Below are 16,058 nucleotides of genomic sequence, written 5' to 3'. Positions count from 1 at the left end.
TTTGTCACCGGCGTCGTTCGACGTCGAACTGGCCGGATAGTGTGAGCGATCCGGTGCGCCGGGCCCCTTCAGGGCCGAGCATCGCTGAACGACTGACCGAGCGTCTTTCTTGAGGGGGGAAAGGCGCCGCGTGGCCCCGACGGAGGACGCAGACAACCGTGGACGCGCAAGGCCGTGGGCGGGCGGAGAACATCGACCCCGCAGACCAGTGGGTGCTCAACCCGAACACCGGCGATTACGAACTGCGACTGAGCCCTTCCGCAGGGCAGTCGGCAGTGCCCGGACCTCGCAGATCACCGAGGTCCACGTCACGCCAGGGAACGCGCGGCCGCGATGGCCGACGCGACGAGCGCCGTGACGAGCAGCGCGACGTGCCGCCGCAGCGCAGGCGACGGGCTCCGCAGCCGGAGGCCGCGGGCGGCCGGCGCAAGCAGAAGCCGAAGAAGGCCAAGGGCAAGAAGATCGCGATGTGGACGGGCGGCACGCTCGCCTTCGTCCTGGTCGCGGCGGGTGTGTCGGGGTACCTCTACTACCAACACCTCAACGACAACATCAACTCGATCGCCGACGACGGCGCGAGCACCGGCGGCTTCAGCAAGGACCGCGCCATCAACATCCTCGTGATGGGCACGGACAAGCGCAGCGGCAAGGGCAACGAGAAGTACGGCGACAAGGGAAGCCTCGGTCACGCCGACACGACGATCCTGCTGCACGTCTCCAAGGACCGCACGAACGCCACCGCGTTGAGCATCCCGCGCGACATGATCACGGACATTCCGGACTGCCCGACCACGATGGAGGACGGCAGCAAGAAGACCATCCCGGGTTCGAAGGGCGTCCGCTTCAACGAGAGCCTCGGTCAGAACGAACGCACGCCCAGCTGCACCATGCGTACGGTCACGGAGATCACCGGGATAGTGCCCGACCACTTCATGGTGGCCGACTTCAACGCGGTCAAGACGCTCTCCAGCGCGGTCGGCGGCGTGGACGTCTGTCTGGCCAAGGACATCGACGACCCGGACTCGCACCTGAAGCTGTCCGCGGGCAAGCACAACATCGAGGGCGAGGAGGCGCTGGCGTTCGTCCGCACGCGCCATTCCGTGGGCACCGGCGGCGACTTGAGCCGCATCGAGCTGCAGCAGCAGTTCCTCAGCTCGCTGATGCGCAAGCTCAAGTCGAACGACACGCTGACCAGCCCGTCGAAGATGATAAAGCTGGCCGAAGCGGGCACGAAGGCGCTCACCGTCGACTCCACCATCGCGGACATCATGAAACTCCGTGACCTGGGCATGGAGCTCGGCAAGTTCGACATGAAGAACCTCAGCTTCGCGACCGTGCCCGTGGTCGACAACCCGGCGGAGGAGGTCCACACGACGGTCGTCGTGAACGAGGCCAAGGCCGATCCGCTCTTCGCCATGATGCGCGCCGACGAGTCGCTGACCGCGGTGAAGAAGAAGGAGAAGAAGGAGAAGGCCGCCGTCGCCGCCCGCCTCAAGGGCAGCAAGTCCGCGGCCTCCGAGGTACGGGTCAACATCTACAACGGCAGCGGGAAGACCGGCGCCGCTCAGGCAACTCTCACGTACTTGCAGAACACTGAGGGCATGTCCAAAGCCAGCCAGCTCGGCAACGCGCCGTCCGACCTCAAGAAGACGACGCTGGAGTACGCCCCCGACCAGGCCGACCAGGCCCGGCGGCTCGCCGACGTCATGGGGCTCTCCGGCTCCGCGATGAAGCCCGGCAAGAGCGAGAAGAACTCGCAGGGTCTCCCCGCCATCAAGCTGACGCTCGGCAGCGACTTCAAGGGGGCCGGGGTGCCCATCAGCACCCCGTCGAAGGCGCCTGAGGGCATTCAGAAGGTCGAAGCGGACAAGACTGTGTGTGCCAAGTGACCTGAAGCGGCCGTTCTGCGTCTAACCAGGCGCAGGATGGCCGTAATTCGGGGTAGCGCGGGGAGCGCGGGGAGGGGCAGGGGATGGGGAAGAGCAGCGTGCGTGGGGAGGGGGCGCGACCACGCGCCCCGCACGCCAGTGATCTTGGCTTGGAAGAAGGCCCGCCGCACGAGGGAGGGGAGCCCTCGGCGGACAGCGGGCACCAGAGACGTCGCCGCGGGGGTGGTGGCGGCCGGGCACCGCGTCCAAGACGGCGGATACTGCGCTGGTCGGCAACGATCCTTTCGCTGCTGATACTTGGCACGGCCGGCGCCGGATATCTCTATTACCAGCACTTGAACGGCAACCTGGAGACCGACGACCTGAACCTCGGCGAGCACCGGGCCCCCGAGCCCACGCCGAACGCGGCGGGCCAGACCCCGCTGAACATCCTGCTGATCGGTTCGGACGCGCGGGACTCCAAGGAGAACCAGAAGCTCGGCGGTGCCAAGGAGACCTTCGGCGGCACACCGCTCGCCGACGTCCAGATGCTGCTGCACCTGTCGGCCGACCGCACGAACATGTCGGTCGTCAGCATGCCGCGCGACACCCTCCTCGACATTCCCAAGTGCACCGATCCTGACGACGGCAAGGTCTACGAAGCGTCGACGCAGCGGACGATGACGAACCAGTCGCTCGGCCGCGGCGGCCCCGGCTGCACGGTCGCCACCTGGGAGAAGCTCACCAACATCCGCATCAACCACTTCATGGAGGTGGACTTCGCGGGTGTGGTCTCCATGGCCGACGCCATCGGCGGCGTACCGGTCTGCGTGGACGCCAACATCCACTCGCGCGACAACCAGGGCCACGGCTCCGGTCTCAAGCTCGAGAAGGGCACCACGTACGTCAAGGGCGAGCAGGCCCTGCAGTGGCTGCGCACCCGCTACGGCTTCGACGGCGGCACCGACATCAGCCGGGCCAAGGCCCAGCACATGTACATGAACGCGCTCGTGCGCGAGCTGCGCGAGAACGCCAATCTGAGCAGCCCCAACAAGCTGCGCAGGCTCGCCGAGACGGCCACCAACGCGCTCAAGGTCGACGACGGCCTGGGCACCGTCAAGAAGCTCTTCGACCTGAGCAACGAGCTCAAGAAGGTCTCGCCGGAGCGGACCACGATGACGACCATGCCCTACGAGTACGTGGGCGCCCGTGTGATCCCCAAGCCGGGCGACGCCGAGCAGCTCTTCCGTCTCGTGCGCGACGACATCTCACTGGATGGCAAGGGCAAGAAGAAGCCCGCCAAGGAGAAGCTCTCGGACGACCCGGCGGCCGACGACGCCGAGATCGCCGTGCAGGTGCAGAACGGCACCCGCACGGACGTCGAGCCGCCGGTCAGCGGGCGCGCGAGCACCGTCACCCAGGTCCTCGCCGGCAAGGGTTTCGCCAAGGCGGCGGCCGACACGACGACGGTCCTCTCCCAGGAGAAGACCGTCATCCAGTTCCCCAGCGCCGAGCTGGAGGGCGACGCCCAGCGGGTCGCCAAGTCCCTGGGCATGCCGCTGAGTTCGGTGAAGAAGTCGACCGACGTCTCGGGGGTCACCCTGGTCGTGGGCGCCGACTGGCGGGAGGGGAACGCCTACCCCAAGTCGAAGTCGAAGCAGGACGACAAGACCCCGGAGTCGGCCGAAGCGCTCAACGGCTCGGACAAGAAGGCGTGCATGCACGTCGATCCGGCGTTCACCTGGAAGTGAAGCCGCTTCCGGTCCGTCCGGTCCGTTCCGGTCCGTTCCGGTCCGTCCGGCTGTGCTCAGGCCTCGCTGAGAACAGCCGGACGCCGGGAGGCGATGACCTTCTTGGCGAGCGAGCGCGGGCTGGTCAAAAAGCCCCAGCCCCACGACATGTGCATGGTCGCGAGCGCCACCGGGATCTGGAGGCGCGCCTTCAGCGGAAGCCCCTTGCCCGCGGGCAGCGAGCCCGCCGCGATCGCCGCGACGTATCCGGCGGGGACGACGAAGCCCCAGGGCGTCACCAGGGCGCCCACCACGACGCCCGCCGCGATCGCGCAGACCGCGGTCGGCGGCGCGAGATAGCGCAGGTTGATGGAGCCCTCGTGGTAGCGGGCGACGACGTGCCGCCAGCGGCCGTAGTCCTTGTACTGCTTGGCGAGCGCCTTCACGCTCGGCCGGGGGCGGTACTGCACCTTCAGTTCGGGCGAGAACCAGATGAGGCCGCCCGCCTCGCGGATGCGGAAGTTCAGCTCCCAGTCCTGGGCGCGGATGAACTCCTCGTTGTAACCGCCCTGCTGCTCCAGGGCCTCGCGGCGGAAGACGCCGAGGTAGACGGTCTCCGCCTGCTGGGCGGCGCCACCGGTGTGGAAGGCCGCGTTGCCCACGCCGATCTTCGACGTCATGGCGGCGGCGACCGCGTGCTCCCAGTCGTTCTCGCCCTCGGCGTGCATGATGCCGCCGACGTTCTGCGCGCCGGTCTCCTCCAGGAGGCGTACGGCGGTCGCGATGTAACCCGGCGACAGGATGCCGTGGCCGTCCACGCGCACCACGATCGGGTGACTCGACGCCTTGATCGCGGCGTTCAGTGCCGCGGGGGTGCGCCCCGTGGGGTTGGGGACCGTCTGCACCTTCGCGCGGTTGCCCGCGGTCTCGGCGACCAGTTCGGCGGCGATCTCGTTCGTGCGGTCCGTTGAGGGACCCAGCGCGACGACGACCTCCATCTCACCGTCGTAGTCCTGCTCAAGGATCGCGGAGACGGCAGCACGCAGATGCCGTTCCTCGTTGAGCACCGGCATGATCACGGATACGGCAGGAAGCTGCACGTCGGGCGTCGCGTTCATCGGCGCCACGTTACCGCGAATGGGGGACACCGGCGCGCGCCGCCCGGCCTGCTGCCCCGGGTCGCAGATCGTATGGGCCTACGGTTCTCGCGTTCCCCGGCCCCATCGACAGGTCCCCCCTACCCGTCCCGGACAGGCCCGTCACCGCGGAGGTGTCCCTTCACGTGCCCACACCGCCCCGCCGCTCCCCCGCTCCGCCACCGCACGGCCCCCGCCCGCCCCGTGCGAGGCAACCCGTGCAGCAGCCCGCGGGGCGGCCGGTCAAGCAGCGCAGGCGGCCACGGTGGGCGATGCGGGTGGTGACCACGTTCTCCCTGTGCGTGCTCGCGGCGGCCGGGATCGGGCACGGCGTCGTGACCAGCCTCGACACCGAGATCAACCGGGTCGACGCCTTCAAGGACATGAAGAACCGGCCCAAGGGCGGCAATGGCATGAACGTGCTGCTGGTCGGCACCGACGGCCGCGACAAGATCACGAAGGCCGAGCGGGAGAAGTACCGCCTCGGCGGAGCGCCCTGCCACTGCACGGACACGATCATGATCGTGCACATCTCGGAGGACCGGGACCGCGCCAGCGTCGTGAGCCTGCCCCGGGACAGCTACGCCGAGATGCCCGAGCACGTCGACCGGAACTCCGGCGACAAGCACAAGCCGCATCCGGTCAAGATGAACGCGGCGTACGCGGAGGGCGGCCCCAACCTCACCGTGCGGACCGTCGAGAACATGACGAAGGTCAAGATCGACCACTATCTGGAGGTCGATTTCACCAGCTTCATGAAGACCGTGGACGTGCTCGGCGGCGTCGACATCTGCACCGCACGCCCGCTGAAGGACTCGTACACCGGACTCGATCTGGCCGTCGGCACGCACAAGCTGAACGGCGGCGCCGCGCTCCAGTACGTCCGCACACGCCACGTCGACGGCACATCCGACCTGGGGCGGATGCAGCGCCAGCAGCGGTTCCTCGCGGCGCTGATCTCGAAGGCGACCGGCAGCGGGGTGCTGCTCAACCCGCTCAAGTTCCGCGACGTGACCAGGACGCTGCTCAGCTCGGTCCGGGCCGACAAGGGCTTCGGGACGAACGAGATGCTCGCCCTGGGGCGGGCGATGCGCGGCTTCTCGCCGTCCTCGTCGGAGTTCACCACCGTGCCGCTGCGCAGCAAGGGCGAGCTGGTGCCGGGCATCGGCTCGACGCTGAAGTGGGACCCGAAGCGGTCCGCGAGGCTCTTCCAGGCGCTGCGCGACGACCGCCCCCTGGCCGCGCACGGCGCCAGGCGCAAGGCCATCGTCGACGTGTCGCCGCAGCAGATCCGGGTGCAGGTCGACAACGCCGCGGGCACGCCGGGCCTGGGCAAGCGGGTCGACACCGCGCTGCGGTCCACCGGCTTCCGCACGACGCGGGCCCCGGGCAATTTCGTGGGCGGGCCGCTGAAGCGCACGGTCGTCGCGTTCGACCCGCGCTGGGACCGCTCGGCTAAGTCCCTGGCGACGGCGCTGCCCGGCTGTGAGCTGCGGGCGGTCAAGGGCCAGGGAGCGACCCTGAAGGTGTTCGCGGGCCAGGACTTCAAGCAGGTCAGGCCGGTGCGGGCGGAGGACGCCTACCAAGGCGAGTTCGGGGCGCTGACCGGCGACCAGGTGGTGTGCCAGTAGCGAGGGGCCGGGCGCGCCCGGCGCTCAGTCGTCCAGGCCCTCCGCGGCACGCGCCTGCCGCAGCTCCTTGATGGCACGGCGCCGCGCGAGGCGGTGCGTACGCCGGATCTGCGCCTCCTGGTAGCGGCGCCGGTCCCGCTCGGTCTCCGGAAGCACCGGCGGCACGCCCCGCGGCTTGCCGTCCGCGTCGACGGCGGCGAAGACGAGGTAGGCCGAGCCCACCTGCTGCGCGGGCGTCGACTCGTTCCAGCGCTCGGCCAGGACCCGGACGCCGACCTCCATGGAGCTGCGCCCGGTCCAGTTCACCTGCGCCTTCACATGGACGAGGTCGCCCACCCGCACCGGCTCCAGGAAGGCCATCTCGTCCATGGACGCGGTGACCGCGGGCCCGCCCGAGTGCCGCCCCGCGACGGCCCCCGCCGCGTCGTCCACCAGTTTCATGATCACGCCACCGTGCACCGTGCCCAGGAGGTTGGTGTCGCCGTGGGTCATGATGTGGCTGAGTGTCGTACGGGATGCCGAGGTCGGCTTGCCCGGAATCTCCGATTCCGTGCCAGGGGCCAGGTCTGTCATGGGCTCCACCCTATGTCTGACGTATGCCATGGCCGCCCCCGGCCGCTTTGCATCAGCTCTGCAACAGCCCTGAACCGAAATCCCGCCTGCCCTGTGAGGCACGTAGGCAGAGACGGCACACTGGGCCACATGAGCGATTGGCCTGACGACCAGGGCAACGGCCGAGGATACGGCCGTGGCAGCGGGAGCACGCAGCCTGAGGGCGCCCGCAGGATGCGGCATGTCCAGCGCGGCGGCCCGTCCGGCCGACCGGGCCAGCAGCAGGGAGGCGTCCCGCAGCAGCCCGCGTACGACGACGGGTACGGCCAGCCGTACGGCGACGCGCGCGACGACATGTTCGAGCCCCGCAGCCCCCGCCAAGAGGGCTACGACAGCGGCTACAACACCGGCCAGGTCTACGGCTCGCCGAACGACGGCGGTCAGGGCGGCGGCTACCGCCAGGGCGGCGAGGGCGACGACGGGTACGGCACCCGCGCGTCCCGTCCCGCCCCGAACTGGCGGCGCCGCATCAAGATCGGCTCGATCACCCTCGTCGTGGTGCTGCTCGCCGTCTCCATCGGCACGTACTTCTGGGCCGACTCCAAGCTCAAGCGCGAGGTCGACCTCTCCAAGGTCATCGAGCGCCCCGAGGACGGCGCGGGCACGAACTACCTGATCGTCGGCTCCGACAGCCGCGAGGGCATGTCCGATCAGGACAAGAAGGACCTCCACACGGGTTCCGCCGCGGGCAAGCGCACGGACTCGATGATGATCCTGCACGTCGCGGACGACGGCGGGAACACGATGATCTCGCTGCCCCGCGACTCGAACGTGACGATCCCCTCCTTCAAGGGCGCCGAGTCCGGCAAGCTCTACCCGAACCAGGGCCGCCAGACGAAGCTCAACGCGGCGTACGCGGAGGACGGCCCCGAGCTGCTCGTCCGCACCGTCGAGTACAACACCGGCCTGAAGATCGACCACTACGCCGAGATCGGCTTCGGCGGCTTCGCCAAGATCGTGGACGCGGTCGGCGGCGTCGAGATGGACATCCCCAAGGCCTTCAAGGACAAGTGGTCGGGCGCCGACTTCGAGGCGGGCAAGCAGACTCTCAACGGCCAGGAGGCCCTGGCCTTCGTCCGCACCCGGCACGCCTTCTCCAGCGACCTGGACCGCACGAAGAACCAGCAGAAGTTCCTCGCGTCCCTGGCCAACCAGGCGGCGACGCCGGGCACGGTCATGAACCCCTTCAAGCTCTACCCCACGATGGGCGCCGGCCTGGACACGCTGATCGTCGACAAGGACATGGGCCTGTTCGACGTGGCGTCCATGTTCTGGGCGATGAAGGGCGTCACCGGCGGCGAAGGCAAGTCCATGAACATTCCGATCGCGGGCCAGACCGGCGGCAACCTCCTGTGGGACAAGGCCAAGGTCAAGCAGATGGTGAAGCAGCTGAACAACGACGAGAAGGTGACCGTCTCCAGCGACTGAGGCGTCTCACCCGCATGCGAGAGGGCCCCGCCGATCCACCGGCGGGGCCCTCTCGCGTGCCGCGGTCCCGGCCTCGTACCCCGAACGCTTCGCCCGCCGTGAAGCCGCGGCTCCCGCGTGTCACGGTTGACCGGACTGCCACCCTGAAGTCCGGAGCACTGCCATGGCAGACCTGCAGGTCGAACTCAACGCCACCGCCGAAGCCGGAGAGCTGGACCAGCCCTTCGTACGGCCCCCCGAGCCCCCGCCCCTACCGATATCCGAGCCCGCACCCGACCCGCTGCGCCGCGCCCGCGCGCTGCTCTGCGCGCACCCCGTCGCCGACGGGTACAGCGGACTGCCCTGGACGCTGCGCGGGCTGCCCTGGTACGACCTGGAGCTGGGCGACAGCGCCGTGGACGCCGATGTGCCGCGGCTGCGTCAGGGGGGCGTGGGGGCGCAGTTCTGGTCCGTGCACGTCCCGGAGACCATCACCGGTGACCGCGTGCTCGGCGCGACCCTCGAACAGCTCGACCTCGTCAAGCACGTCGTCGGCGGCCACTCCGAGGGCCTGCGCCTGGCCCGTACGGCCTCCGAGGTGGCCGACGCCCGTCACTGCGGCCGCATCGCCACGCTGATCGGCCCGGCGCGCGCCGAGGCGATCGGCGACTCGCTCGCCACGCTGCGCGCCCTGCACACCCTCGGCCTGTGCTCGCTCACGCTCTCCGGCACGTCATGGGCGGGCCCGCAGGGGCTGACCCCGTTCGGCGAGGAGGTGGTGCGCGAGCTGAACCGGCTCGGGGTGCTCGCCGAGTTGTCGGGCGCCTCCGAGGCCACGGCTCACCGGGTGCTCACCGTCTCCAGGGCGCCGGTCCTGTTCGCGCGCTCGGGGGCGCGTGCGCTGCGGGACGCCCCGGCGAACCTCCCGGACGACCTGCTCGCCGCGCTCGGCGCCGCCAAGGGCCTGTGCCTGGTGCCCCTGGCGGCCGAGCAGACGGGTTCCTCGATACGCGAGGTGGCGGACCACCTCGATCACGTACGCCGCATCGCGGGCCCGGAGTGCGTGGGCCTCTCGGGGACGTACGACACCTCGGCCGCGCACCCCGAGGGCCTGGCCGACGCCTCGCGCTATCCGCACCTCGTCGCCGAGCTCATCGACCGCGACTGGCCGCAGGCCGACCTCGCCCGCCTGACGTGGGGCAATGTCCAACGGGTGCTGCGCGGGGCGGACTTCGCGGCGCGTGCGGCGCGCGAGAGGCGGCAGCAGCAGGCGGGCGGCTGACGCCTCCGAGGTTTTGGGGCCTCAGTCCTCGGCGATCCGGCAGAGGCAGAAGGGGTGCCCTGCCGGATCGGCGTAGACGCGGAAGTCGCGCTCGCCGTCGTCGTCGTCGATGTCCAGCGGCTTGGCGCCCAGGGCGAGTACGCGGTCCTGGGCGCGCTCGATGTCCTGGACGGTGGGCCCCACGTCGAGATCGAGGTGGATCTGCTGGGAACCGGCGTCCTCCTGCGGCCAGTTCGGCGGCCGGTGGCCCGGGGCTTCCTGGAAGCAGAGCCGCAGGCCACCGGGGGTGTGCAGGGTGACCCAGTCGTTGTCCTCGTCCCCCTCGACGGCGCCGCCAAGCAAGTGCGCGTAGAACTCGGCCAGTCGACCGGGGTCGGGGCAGTCGAGGACGACGTTGCGCATGCGCGCGACGGGTGCCCCGGAAGGCGTGGACGTGGGCGTCATGAGTACTCCTAGCAGGCGCAGAGACAGAACGGGTGCCCGGCGGGGTCGGCGTACACACGGAAGCTCCGGTCGCGGTCCTGTGCGTCGAGCACGGTGGCGCCGAGCGCGAGCACCTCCTTCTCGACGGCGTCCATCTCCGCCTGCGCCACGTGCAGGTCGAGGTGGAACTGCTGCGAGTGCGCCGCGGATGGCCACTGCGGCGGCTCGTGACCGGGGGCGGCCTGGAACGCCAGCGGTGTGCCGCCGGTGCCGTCGAGGCTCGCCCAGCCGTCACCGTCGTCCTTGGGGGTGCCGCCGACGACGGCCGCGTAGAAGGTGGCGAGCGCGAGGGGGTCGGGACAGTCGAGTACGACGTAACCGAGTTTGGCGAGGGGCATGACTACTTCTCCTCGTTCGCGGAAGGGTTACCGGAAGAAGAGCTCTTCCAGTAACGGTTACTGCATACTCCCGCACTGGCGGTAACGTCGCAAGCATGAATGACAGAGCACCTGCTCCAGGGGGCCTCGCGCTGGTCCAGGCGCTGGTGAACACCCTGGACCTGGAGACGGGCGCGGACGCTCTCGACACGTCGGAGGGGCGCGCCCCGTTCGGCCTCGCGCCGGGTGCGCAGACGCGGGCGGCTCAGGAGCTGCGCGAGTCGCTGCGGGTCGCCTGTCTCGCCCACGCGGGGCACGGCCCGCACGCGACCGTGCCGGCGCTCACCCGACTCCTCGCGGGGGCGCCACTGTTGGTGCTGGTCGACGCGGAGGACGGGTCGGCGTCGCTCGCCCCGGCCGACCCGGCGCCGCTGGTGTCACGGGTGGCGGCGGCCGTCGCTCAGGCGGCGGCCGCCGGCACGTGGGGCCGCCTCAAGGCGTGCGAAGCCCCGGACTGCCACTGGGCGTACTACGACCGCAGCCCGGCGGGGCGCAGCCGGTGGTGCGCCATGGGCGTGTGCGGGGCCCGCGCGAAGATGCGGGCCTACCGGGCACGGAAGGGCACGAAGGGCACGACCGGGGAGCGCTGAAAGAAGGAGAACGCTGATGGAACGGGGAGCGCTGAAGGCCCTCAGGCCGACGGCCTGCCCATCGCGCGGTACGTCCAGCCCGCCGCGCGCCACACCGCGGGGTCCAGCGCGTTGCGGCCGTCCAGGATGAGCCGGTTCGACGCCACCTCGCCGAGCGCCGCCGGGTCGAGTTCGCGGAACTCGCGCCACTCCGTGAGGTGCAGGACCACGTCCGCGCCCCGGACCGCGTCCACGGCGCTCTCCGCGTACGCGAGCGTCGGGAAGAGGCGGCCCGCGTTCGCCATCCCCTTGGGGTCGTAGACGGTGACCTGGCCGCCCTGGAGGTGGATCTGCCCGGCGACGTTCAGCGCGGGCGAGTCACGGACGTCGTCCGAGTCCGGCTTGAACGTGGCGCCGAGGACCGCGACGCGCTTGCCCAGGAAGGACCCGCCGCCCAGCGCCTCGCGCGCCATCTCCACCATCTGCCCGCGCCGCCGCATGTTGATGGAGTCGATCTCCCGGAGGAAGGTCAGCGCCTGGTCGGCGCCCAGCTCCCCGGCACGGGCCATGAACGCCCGGATGTCCTTGGGCAGGCAGCCGCCGCCGAAGCCGATCCCGGCCCGCAGGAACTTCTTGCCGATCCGGTCGTCGTAGCCGAGCGCCTCGGCCAGCTTCACGACGTCGCCGCCCGCGGCCTCGCACACCTCGGCCATCGCGTTGATGAAGGAGATCTTCGTGGCGAGGAAGGAGTTGGCGGCCGTCTTCACCAGCTCGGCGGTCGGGAAGTCCGTCACGACGAAGGGCGAACCCTCGTTCACCGGACCCGCGTACACCTCGCGAAGCAGCTTCTCCGCGTGCGCGCTGCGTACGCCGACGACGATGCGGTCCGGGTGCAGCGTGTCCTGCACGGCCAGGCCCTCCCGCAGGAACTCCGGGTTCCAGGCCAGCTCGGCCTCCGCGCCCACCGGAGCGTTCGCGGCGAGCTCACGCGCGAGGCGGTCCGCGGAGCCGACCGGCACGGTCGACTTGCCGACGACGAGCGCGGGCTTGGTCAGATGCGGGGCGAGCTGCGCGAAGGCGCTGTCCACGTAGCTCATGTCGCAGGCGTACTCGCCGTGCTTCTGCGGGGTGTTCACGCAGACGAAGTGGACGTCACCGAAGGCGGCGGCCTCGGCGAAGTCCATGGTGAAGCGCAGCCGCCCGCTGGAGCCCTCGATCCCGGCGACGTGCTTGCGCAGCAGCTCTTCGAGGCCGGGCTCGTACATCGGGACCTCGCCCCGCTGGAGCATCTCGATCTTCTCGGGCACGACATCGAGGCCGAGCACCTCGAAACCGAGCTCGGCCATGGCCGCGGCGTGCGTCGCACCGAGGTACCCGGTGCCGATCACGGTGATCTTGAGGGCCATGCGGTGCTCCAGGGGTCTACGGCCGTCAGTGCGGTGCCCGAGCATAGTCGGGCCCCTGACAGGGCACGTTTCCGGCATTGCCACCGGCGGGATGCCCGCTGTCGGCAAGCTCACGTATCCCTCACGTGAGCAGCCCTCTAAAATTTGGGTTACTTAACGGTAATTAGCATCCTTGGAGCGTGAGAGACCTTGGCCGGATCGGCTGATTTCGACCTGTACCGCCCGTCCGAGGAGCACGACATGCTCCGCGACGCGATCCGTTCGCTCTCCGAGGCGAAGATCGCGCCGTTCGCCGCGGCGGTGGACGAGGAGGCCCGCTTCCCCCAGGAGGCGCTCGACGCCCTCGTCTCCTCCGACCTGCACGCCGTGCACGTACCGGAGAGCTACGGCGGCACGGGCGCCGACGCGCTCGCCACCGTCATCGTGATCGAGGAGGTGGCCCGCGTCTGCGCCTCGTCCTCGCTCATCCCGGCCGTGAACAAGCTGGGCTCGCTCCCCGTGATCCTCTCCGGGTCCGAGGAGCTGAAGAAGAAGTACATGACGCCGCTCGCCAAGGGCGAGGGCATGTTCTCGTACTGCCTCTCCGAGCCGGACGCCGGTTCGGACGCGGCGGGCATGAAGACGAAGGCCGTCCGTGACGGGGACTCCTGGGTCCTGAACGGCGTGAAGCGCTGGATCACGAACGCGGGCGTCTCCGAGTACTACACGGTGATGGCCGTCACCGACCCGACCAAGCGCTCGAAGGGCATCTCCGCCTTCGTCGTCGAGAAGTCGGACGAGGGCGTCTCCTTCGGCGCCCCCGAGCGCAAGCTCGGCATCAAGGGTTCGCCGACCCGCGAGGTCTACTTCGACAACGTCCGCATCCCCGCCGACCGCATGATCGGCGAGGAGGGCACGGGCTTCGCCACGGCGATGAAGACCCTGGACCACACCCGCATCACGATCGCGGCCCAGGCGCTCGGCATCGCGCAGGGCGCCCTGGACTACGCCAAGGGGTACGTCAAGGAGCGCAAGCAGTTCGGGAAGCCGATCGCCGACTTCCAGGGCGTGCAGTTCATGCTCGCGGACATGGCGATGAAGATCGAGGCCGCGCGTCAGCTGACGTACGCGGCCGCGGCCAAGTCGGAGCGCGGCGACGCGGACCTGACCTTCCAGGGCGCCGCCGCCAAGTGCTTCGCCTCGGACGTCGCGATGGAGGTCACCACGGACGCCGTCCAGCTGCTCGGCGGCTACGGCTACACCCGTGACTACCCCGTCGAGCGGATGATGCGCGACGCGAAGATCACGCAGATCTACGAGGGCACGAACCAGGTCCAGCGGATCGTGATGGCCCGCAACCTGCCGTAACCCTGAGCGGTACGCGATCGCCCTCTCCCTGTCACAGGGGGAGGGCGATCGTGTTTTCCCGGGGCTTGGGCTCACTCCTCGGGCGGGGCGAGGACCGGAGGGCTCCCCCACGGCTGTTCGAGCGCCGCCCGCAGCGCGCGCACCGCCTGTTCGCCGATCCGGTCGGCGAGCTCCTGCTCGACGCGGCGCAGGACCAGCTCCGCCCTGCGGTGCGTGCGCGCGCCCTCCTCGGTGCGGCGGATCAGCCGCTGCCGGCCGGAGGAGGGGTCCGGGACCTGTTCCAGGAGGCCCGCCGCCACCAGGCCGTGCACCGCCTGGTGGCAGGTCTGCCGGGTGACGCCCATGCGGCGGGCCAGCTCGGAGACCGTCGTGCCCCGCTCGTCCAGGACGGCGAAGAGGCCCGCCTGGGTGGGCGAGACATGGGCTTCCCCCGCCTCCTCCAGGGTCGCGAGGAGCGCGTCCTCGAACCAGCGGCGGGCGTCGCCGAGCAGTTGGGGGAGGTTGCGGCCGGTGGCTTGCATGTCGAAGAGCCTATGCGTCGACGGGTTGCCCGAACTACCTCCACTATGTCAGGCTGCCTGACATTCCAGCGCATCGCTATGCGCCCAGCTCCGCACCCCAGCTCCGCACCCCCAGGGAGAGCCCATGACCATCGAGTACGCCACCCGCTACCGGCGCTCGTCACGCATCCCCGCCGAGCCGGGCAAGCCCTACGTCATCGAGAAGGGCGAGGGCGACCGCGCCCATCTGTTCGGCGACCTGATCACCATCTACGCGGGCGGCGAGCAGACCGAGAACGCCTTCAACTTCTTCACCGTCGAGGGCCCCAAGGGCAACGTCATCCCGGCCCACCTGCACCCCGACACGTACGAGGTCTTCTACGTCACCCAGGGCGCCGTCCGCCTCTTCGTCGAGGACCTGGAGGGCGAGCAGCAGGAGAAGCTCCTCACCCCCGGCGACTTCGGCTTCGTACCGAAGAACTGCCCGCACGCCTACCGCATGGAGCGCCACCACAGCCAGGTCGTCGGCGTCGCCGCGGGCCCCGGCGGCACCTTCGAGCGGTTCTTCGAGACCCTCGGGGCGCCCGCCGACGGCCTCGGCCTGCCGCGCGAGCCGGTCGTGCCCACCCCCGACAAGTTCGCCACCGTGCCCGGGCAGTACGACGTGCGCTTCATGCCCGAGCACCAGTGGCGCACCCGGTGAGCGCCGCGGGCCCCGCCCTGCGGGCACTGATCGCCTCGCCCCACCCGGACACCGCTCCCCTGCCGCCCGCCGCGCATCCGGCACCGGACCTGCGCCTGCTGCGCGGAGTCCCGTACGGCGAGGTCGAGGGCGGCCGCCCGCTGGAGCTCGACCTCTGGCTGCCCGCCACCGCGGAGGGGCCCGCCCCGCTGGTCCTCTTCGTACACGGCGGCGCCTGGCGGCGAGGGCGCCGTGACGACATGGGGCTGCGCACCCGGCACTGGGACCCGAGCCCCCTGGCGCGCATCGCCGCGGCGGGCTTCGCGGTGGCCTGCGCCGACTACCGGCTCAGCGGCGAGGCCCTCTTCCCCGCCCCCCTCGACGACCTGCGCGCCGCACTGCGCTGGCTCGGACTGCGTGCGCCTGAGCTCGGCATCGACACCGCACGGACCGTGGTGTGGGGCGAGTCCGCAGGCGGCCACCTGGCCTCGCTCCTCGCCCTCGACCCCGCGGCCCCGGCCACCGGCGCCGTCATCTGGTACGCCCCGAGCGACCTGACCGTCCCCCGCGGCCCGTTCGACCCGCACAGCGCCACGACCCCGGAGGCCCTGCTGCTCGGCGCCGCCCCCGCCACCGTGCCCGAGCGGGCCCGCGCGGCCAGCCCCGTCTCGCAGGCCCACCGCGCCGCCCCGCCCTTCCTCCTGGTCCACGGCGAGCAGGACACGATGGTCCCGGGCACGCACAGCGAGGCGCTCGCCGCGCGGCTGCGGGAGGTGGGCGCGCCGGTGGAACTGCGTACGGTGCCGGGCGCCGACCACGGCTGGTACGGCGCGTCCGACGACGCGGTGGAGGAGGTCTTCGCCGGCTCGCTGCGTTTCGCGCGCACGTGCGTGGCCTAGAGCGGAAGTGCGTGGCCTGGAAACGGGAGTGGGGGGGGGGGGGCCCCCCCCCCCCCCCCCCCCCGCGCGCCGCCCCGGCCCCCCCCCCCCCCCCCCCCCCCCCGGCCCCCCCCCCCCCCCCCCCCCCCC

General features: G+C 70.7%; 15 protein-coding genes. 9 read left to right on the top strand and 6 right to left on the bottom strand.

The window, feature by feature from the left end:
• Positions 1-158: 158 nt before the first annotated feature.
• The gene (locus ACIGXX_RS43035) at positions 159-1,889 is read left to right on the top strand and encodes an LCP family protein (protein WP_351163182.1); all 1,731 of its coding nucleotides are present in this window, start codon (positions 159-161) and stop codon (positions 1,887-1,889) included.
• A gap of 83 nt (positions 1,890-1,972) precedes the next feature.
• Entirely contained in the window at positions 1,973-3,619 is a 1,647-nt protein-coding gene (locus tag ACIGXX_RS43030) for an LCP family protein (RefSeq protein WP_351163179.1), read from the top strand.
• A 56-nt stretch (positions 3,620-3,675) separates the two neighbouring features.
• Here ACIGXX_RS43030 and ACIGXX_RS43025 read toward each other — a convergent pair whose 3' ends face one another.
• The gene (locus ACIGXX_RS43025; RefSeq protein ID WP_351163177.1) at positions 3,676-4,716 is read right to left on the bottom strand and encodes a glycosyltransferase family 2 protein; all 1,041 of its coding nucleotides are present in this window, start codon (positions 4,714-4,716) and stop codon (positions 3,676-3,678) included.
• Between the two features lie 290 nt (positions 4,717-5,006).
• Between ACIGXX_RS43025 and ACIGXX_RS43020 the strand changes: the two genes are divergently transcribed.
• Complete coding sequence (locus ACIGXX_RS43020; protein WP_351163287.1) at positions 5,007-6,365, top strand: LCP family protein; 1,359 nt, start codon at positions 5,007-5,009, stop codon at positions 6,363-6,365.
• A 24-nt stretch (positions 6,366-6,389) separates the two neighbouring features.
• On the opposite strand, the gene ACIGXX_RS43015 is transcribed toward ACIGXX_RS43020, so the two are convergent.
• The gene (locus tag ACIGXX_RS43015; protein WP_383827025.1) at positions 6,390-6,968 is read right to left on the bottom strand and encodes an acyl-CoA thioesterase; all 579 of its coding nucleotides are present in this window, start codon (positions 6,966-6,968) and stop codon (positions 6,390-6,392) included.
• A 99-nt stretch (positions 6,969-7,067) separates the two neighbouring features.
• Here ACIGXX_RS43015 and ACIGXX_RS43010 point away from each other — a divergent pair, with 99 nt between their 5' ends.
• Positions 7,068-8,405: an LCP family protein gene (locus ACIGXX_RS43010; protein ID WP_399984562.1), complete on the top strand. Its 1,338-nt coding sequence runs from the start codon at positions 7,068-7,070 to the stop codon at positions 8,403-8,405.
• A 163-nt stretch (positions 8,406-8,568) separates the two neighbouring features.
• Complete coding sequence (locus ACIGXX_RS43005) at positions 8,569-9,666, top strand: dipeptidase (protein WP_399984559.1); 1,098 nt, start codon at positions 8,569-8,571, stop codon at positions 9,664-9,666.
• A gap of 21 nt (positions 9,667-9,687) precedes the next feature.
• Here ACIGXX_RS43005 and ACIGXX_RS43000 read toward each other — a convergent pair whose 3' ends face one another.
• Together ACIGXX_RS43000 and ACIGXX_RS42995 are read right to left on the bottom strand one after the other, a co-directional pair.
• On the bottom strand, positions 9,688-10,110 hold the full coding sequence (locus ACIGXX_RS43000; RefSeq protein WP_383827032.1) for a VOC family protein: 423 nt from the start codon (positions 10,108-10,110) through the stop codon (positions 9,688-9,690).
• Positions 10,111-10,118: 8 nt separating this feature from the next.
• Entirely contained in the window at positions 10,119-10,487 is a 369-nt protein-coding gene (locus ACIGXX_RS42995) for a VOC family protein (protein WP_351163166.1), read from the bottom strand.
• Positions 10,488-10,582: 95 nt separating this feature from the next.
• On the opposite strand from ACIGXX_RS42995, the gene ACIGXX_RS42990 reads away from it, so the two are divergent.
• Entirely contained in the window at positions 10,583-11,116 is a 534-nt protein-coding gene (locus ACIGXX_RS42990; protein ID WP_399984554.1) for a CGNR zinc finger domain-containing protein, read from the top strand.
• Between the two features lie 41 nt (positions 11,117-11,157).
• On the opposite strand, the gene ACIGXX_RS42985 is transcribed toward ACIGXX_RS42990, so the two are convergent.
• Complete coding sequence (locus tag ACIGXX_RS42985; protein ID WP_399984551.1) at positions 11,158-12,501, bottom strand: UDP-glucose dehydrogenase family protein; 1,344 nt, start codon at positions 12,499-12,501, stop codon at positions 11,158-11,160.
• Positions 12,502-12,690: 189 nt separating this feature from the next.
• On the opposite strand from ACIGXX_RS42985, the gene ACIGXX_RS42980 reads away from it, so the two are divergent.
• The gene (locus ACIGXX_RS42980; RefSeq protein WP_351163159.1) at positions 12,691-13,848 is read left to right on the top strand and encodes an acyl-CoA dehydrogenase; all 1,158 of its coding nucleotides are present in this window, start codon (positions 12,691-12,693) and stop codon (positions 13,846-13,848) included.
• Positions 13,849-13,919: 71 nt separating this feature from the next.
• Here the strand turns inward: ACIGXX_RS42980 and ACIGXX_RS42975 are convergent, their stop codons facing one another.
• Positions 13,920-14,369, bottom strand: a complete 450-nt coding sequence (locus tag ACIGXX_RS42975) for a MarR family transcriptional regulator (protein WP_361471440.1) — start codon at positions 14,367-14,369, stop codon at positions 13,920-13,922.
• A gap of 124 nt (positions 14,370-14,493) precedes the next feature.
• Between ACIGXX_RS42975 and ACIGXX_RS42970 the strand changes: the two genes are divergently transcribed.
• Together ACIGXX_RS42970 and ACIGXX_RS42965 are read left to right on the top strand one after the other, a co-directional pair.
• Complete coding sequence (locus ACIGXX_RS42970) at positions 14,494-15,051, top strand: quercetin 2,3-dioxygenase (RefSeq protein WP_351163155.1); 558 nt, start codon at positions 14,494-14,496, stop codon at positions 15,049-15,051.
• The gene (locus ACIGXX_RS42965; RefSeq protein WP_399984545.1) at positions 15,048-15,929 is read left to right on the top strand and encodes an alpha/beta hydrolase fold domain-containing protein; all 882 of its coding nucleotides are present in this window, start codon (positions 15,048-15,050) and stop codon (positions 15,927-15,929) included. Before ACIGXX_RS42970 ends, ACIGXX_RS42965 begins: the two co-directional genes overlap by 4 nt.
• The last annotated feature ends 129 nt before the right edge of the window (positions 15,930-16,058 follow it).

This window comes from Streptomyces sp. NPDC055243 (assembly GCF_044544025.1).
GTDB lineage: Bacteria > Actinomycetota > Actinomycetes > Streptomycetales > Streptomycetaceae > Streptomyces.
The sequence above is the reverse complement of the archived record's forward strand: the minus strand, read 5'-3'. Positions and strand labels throughout refer to the sequence as shown.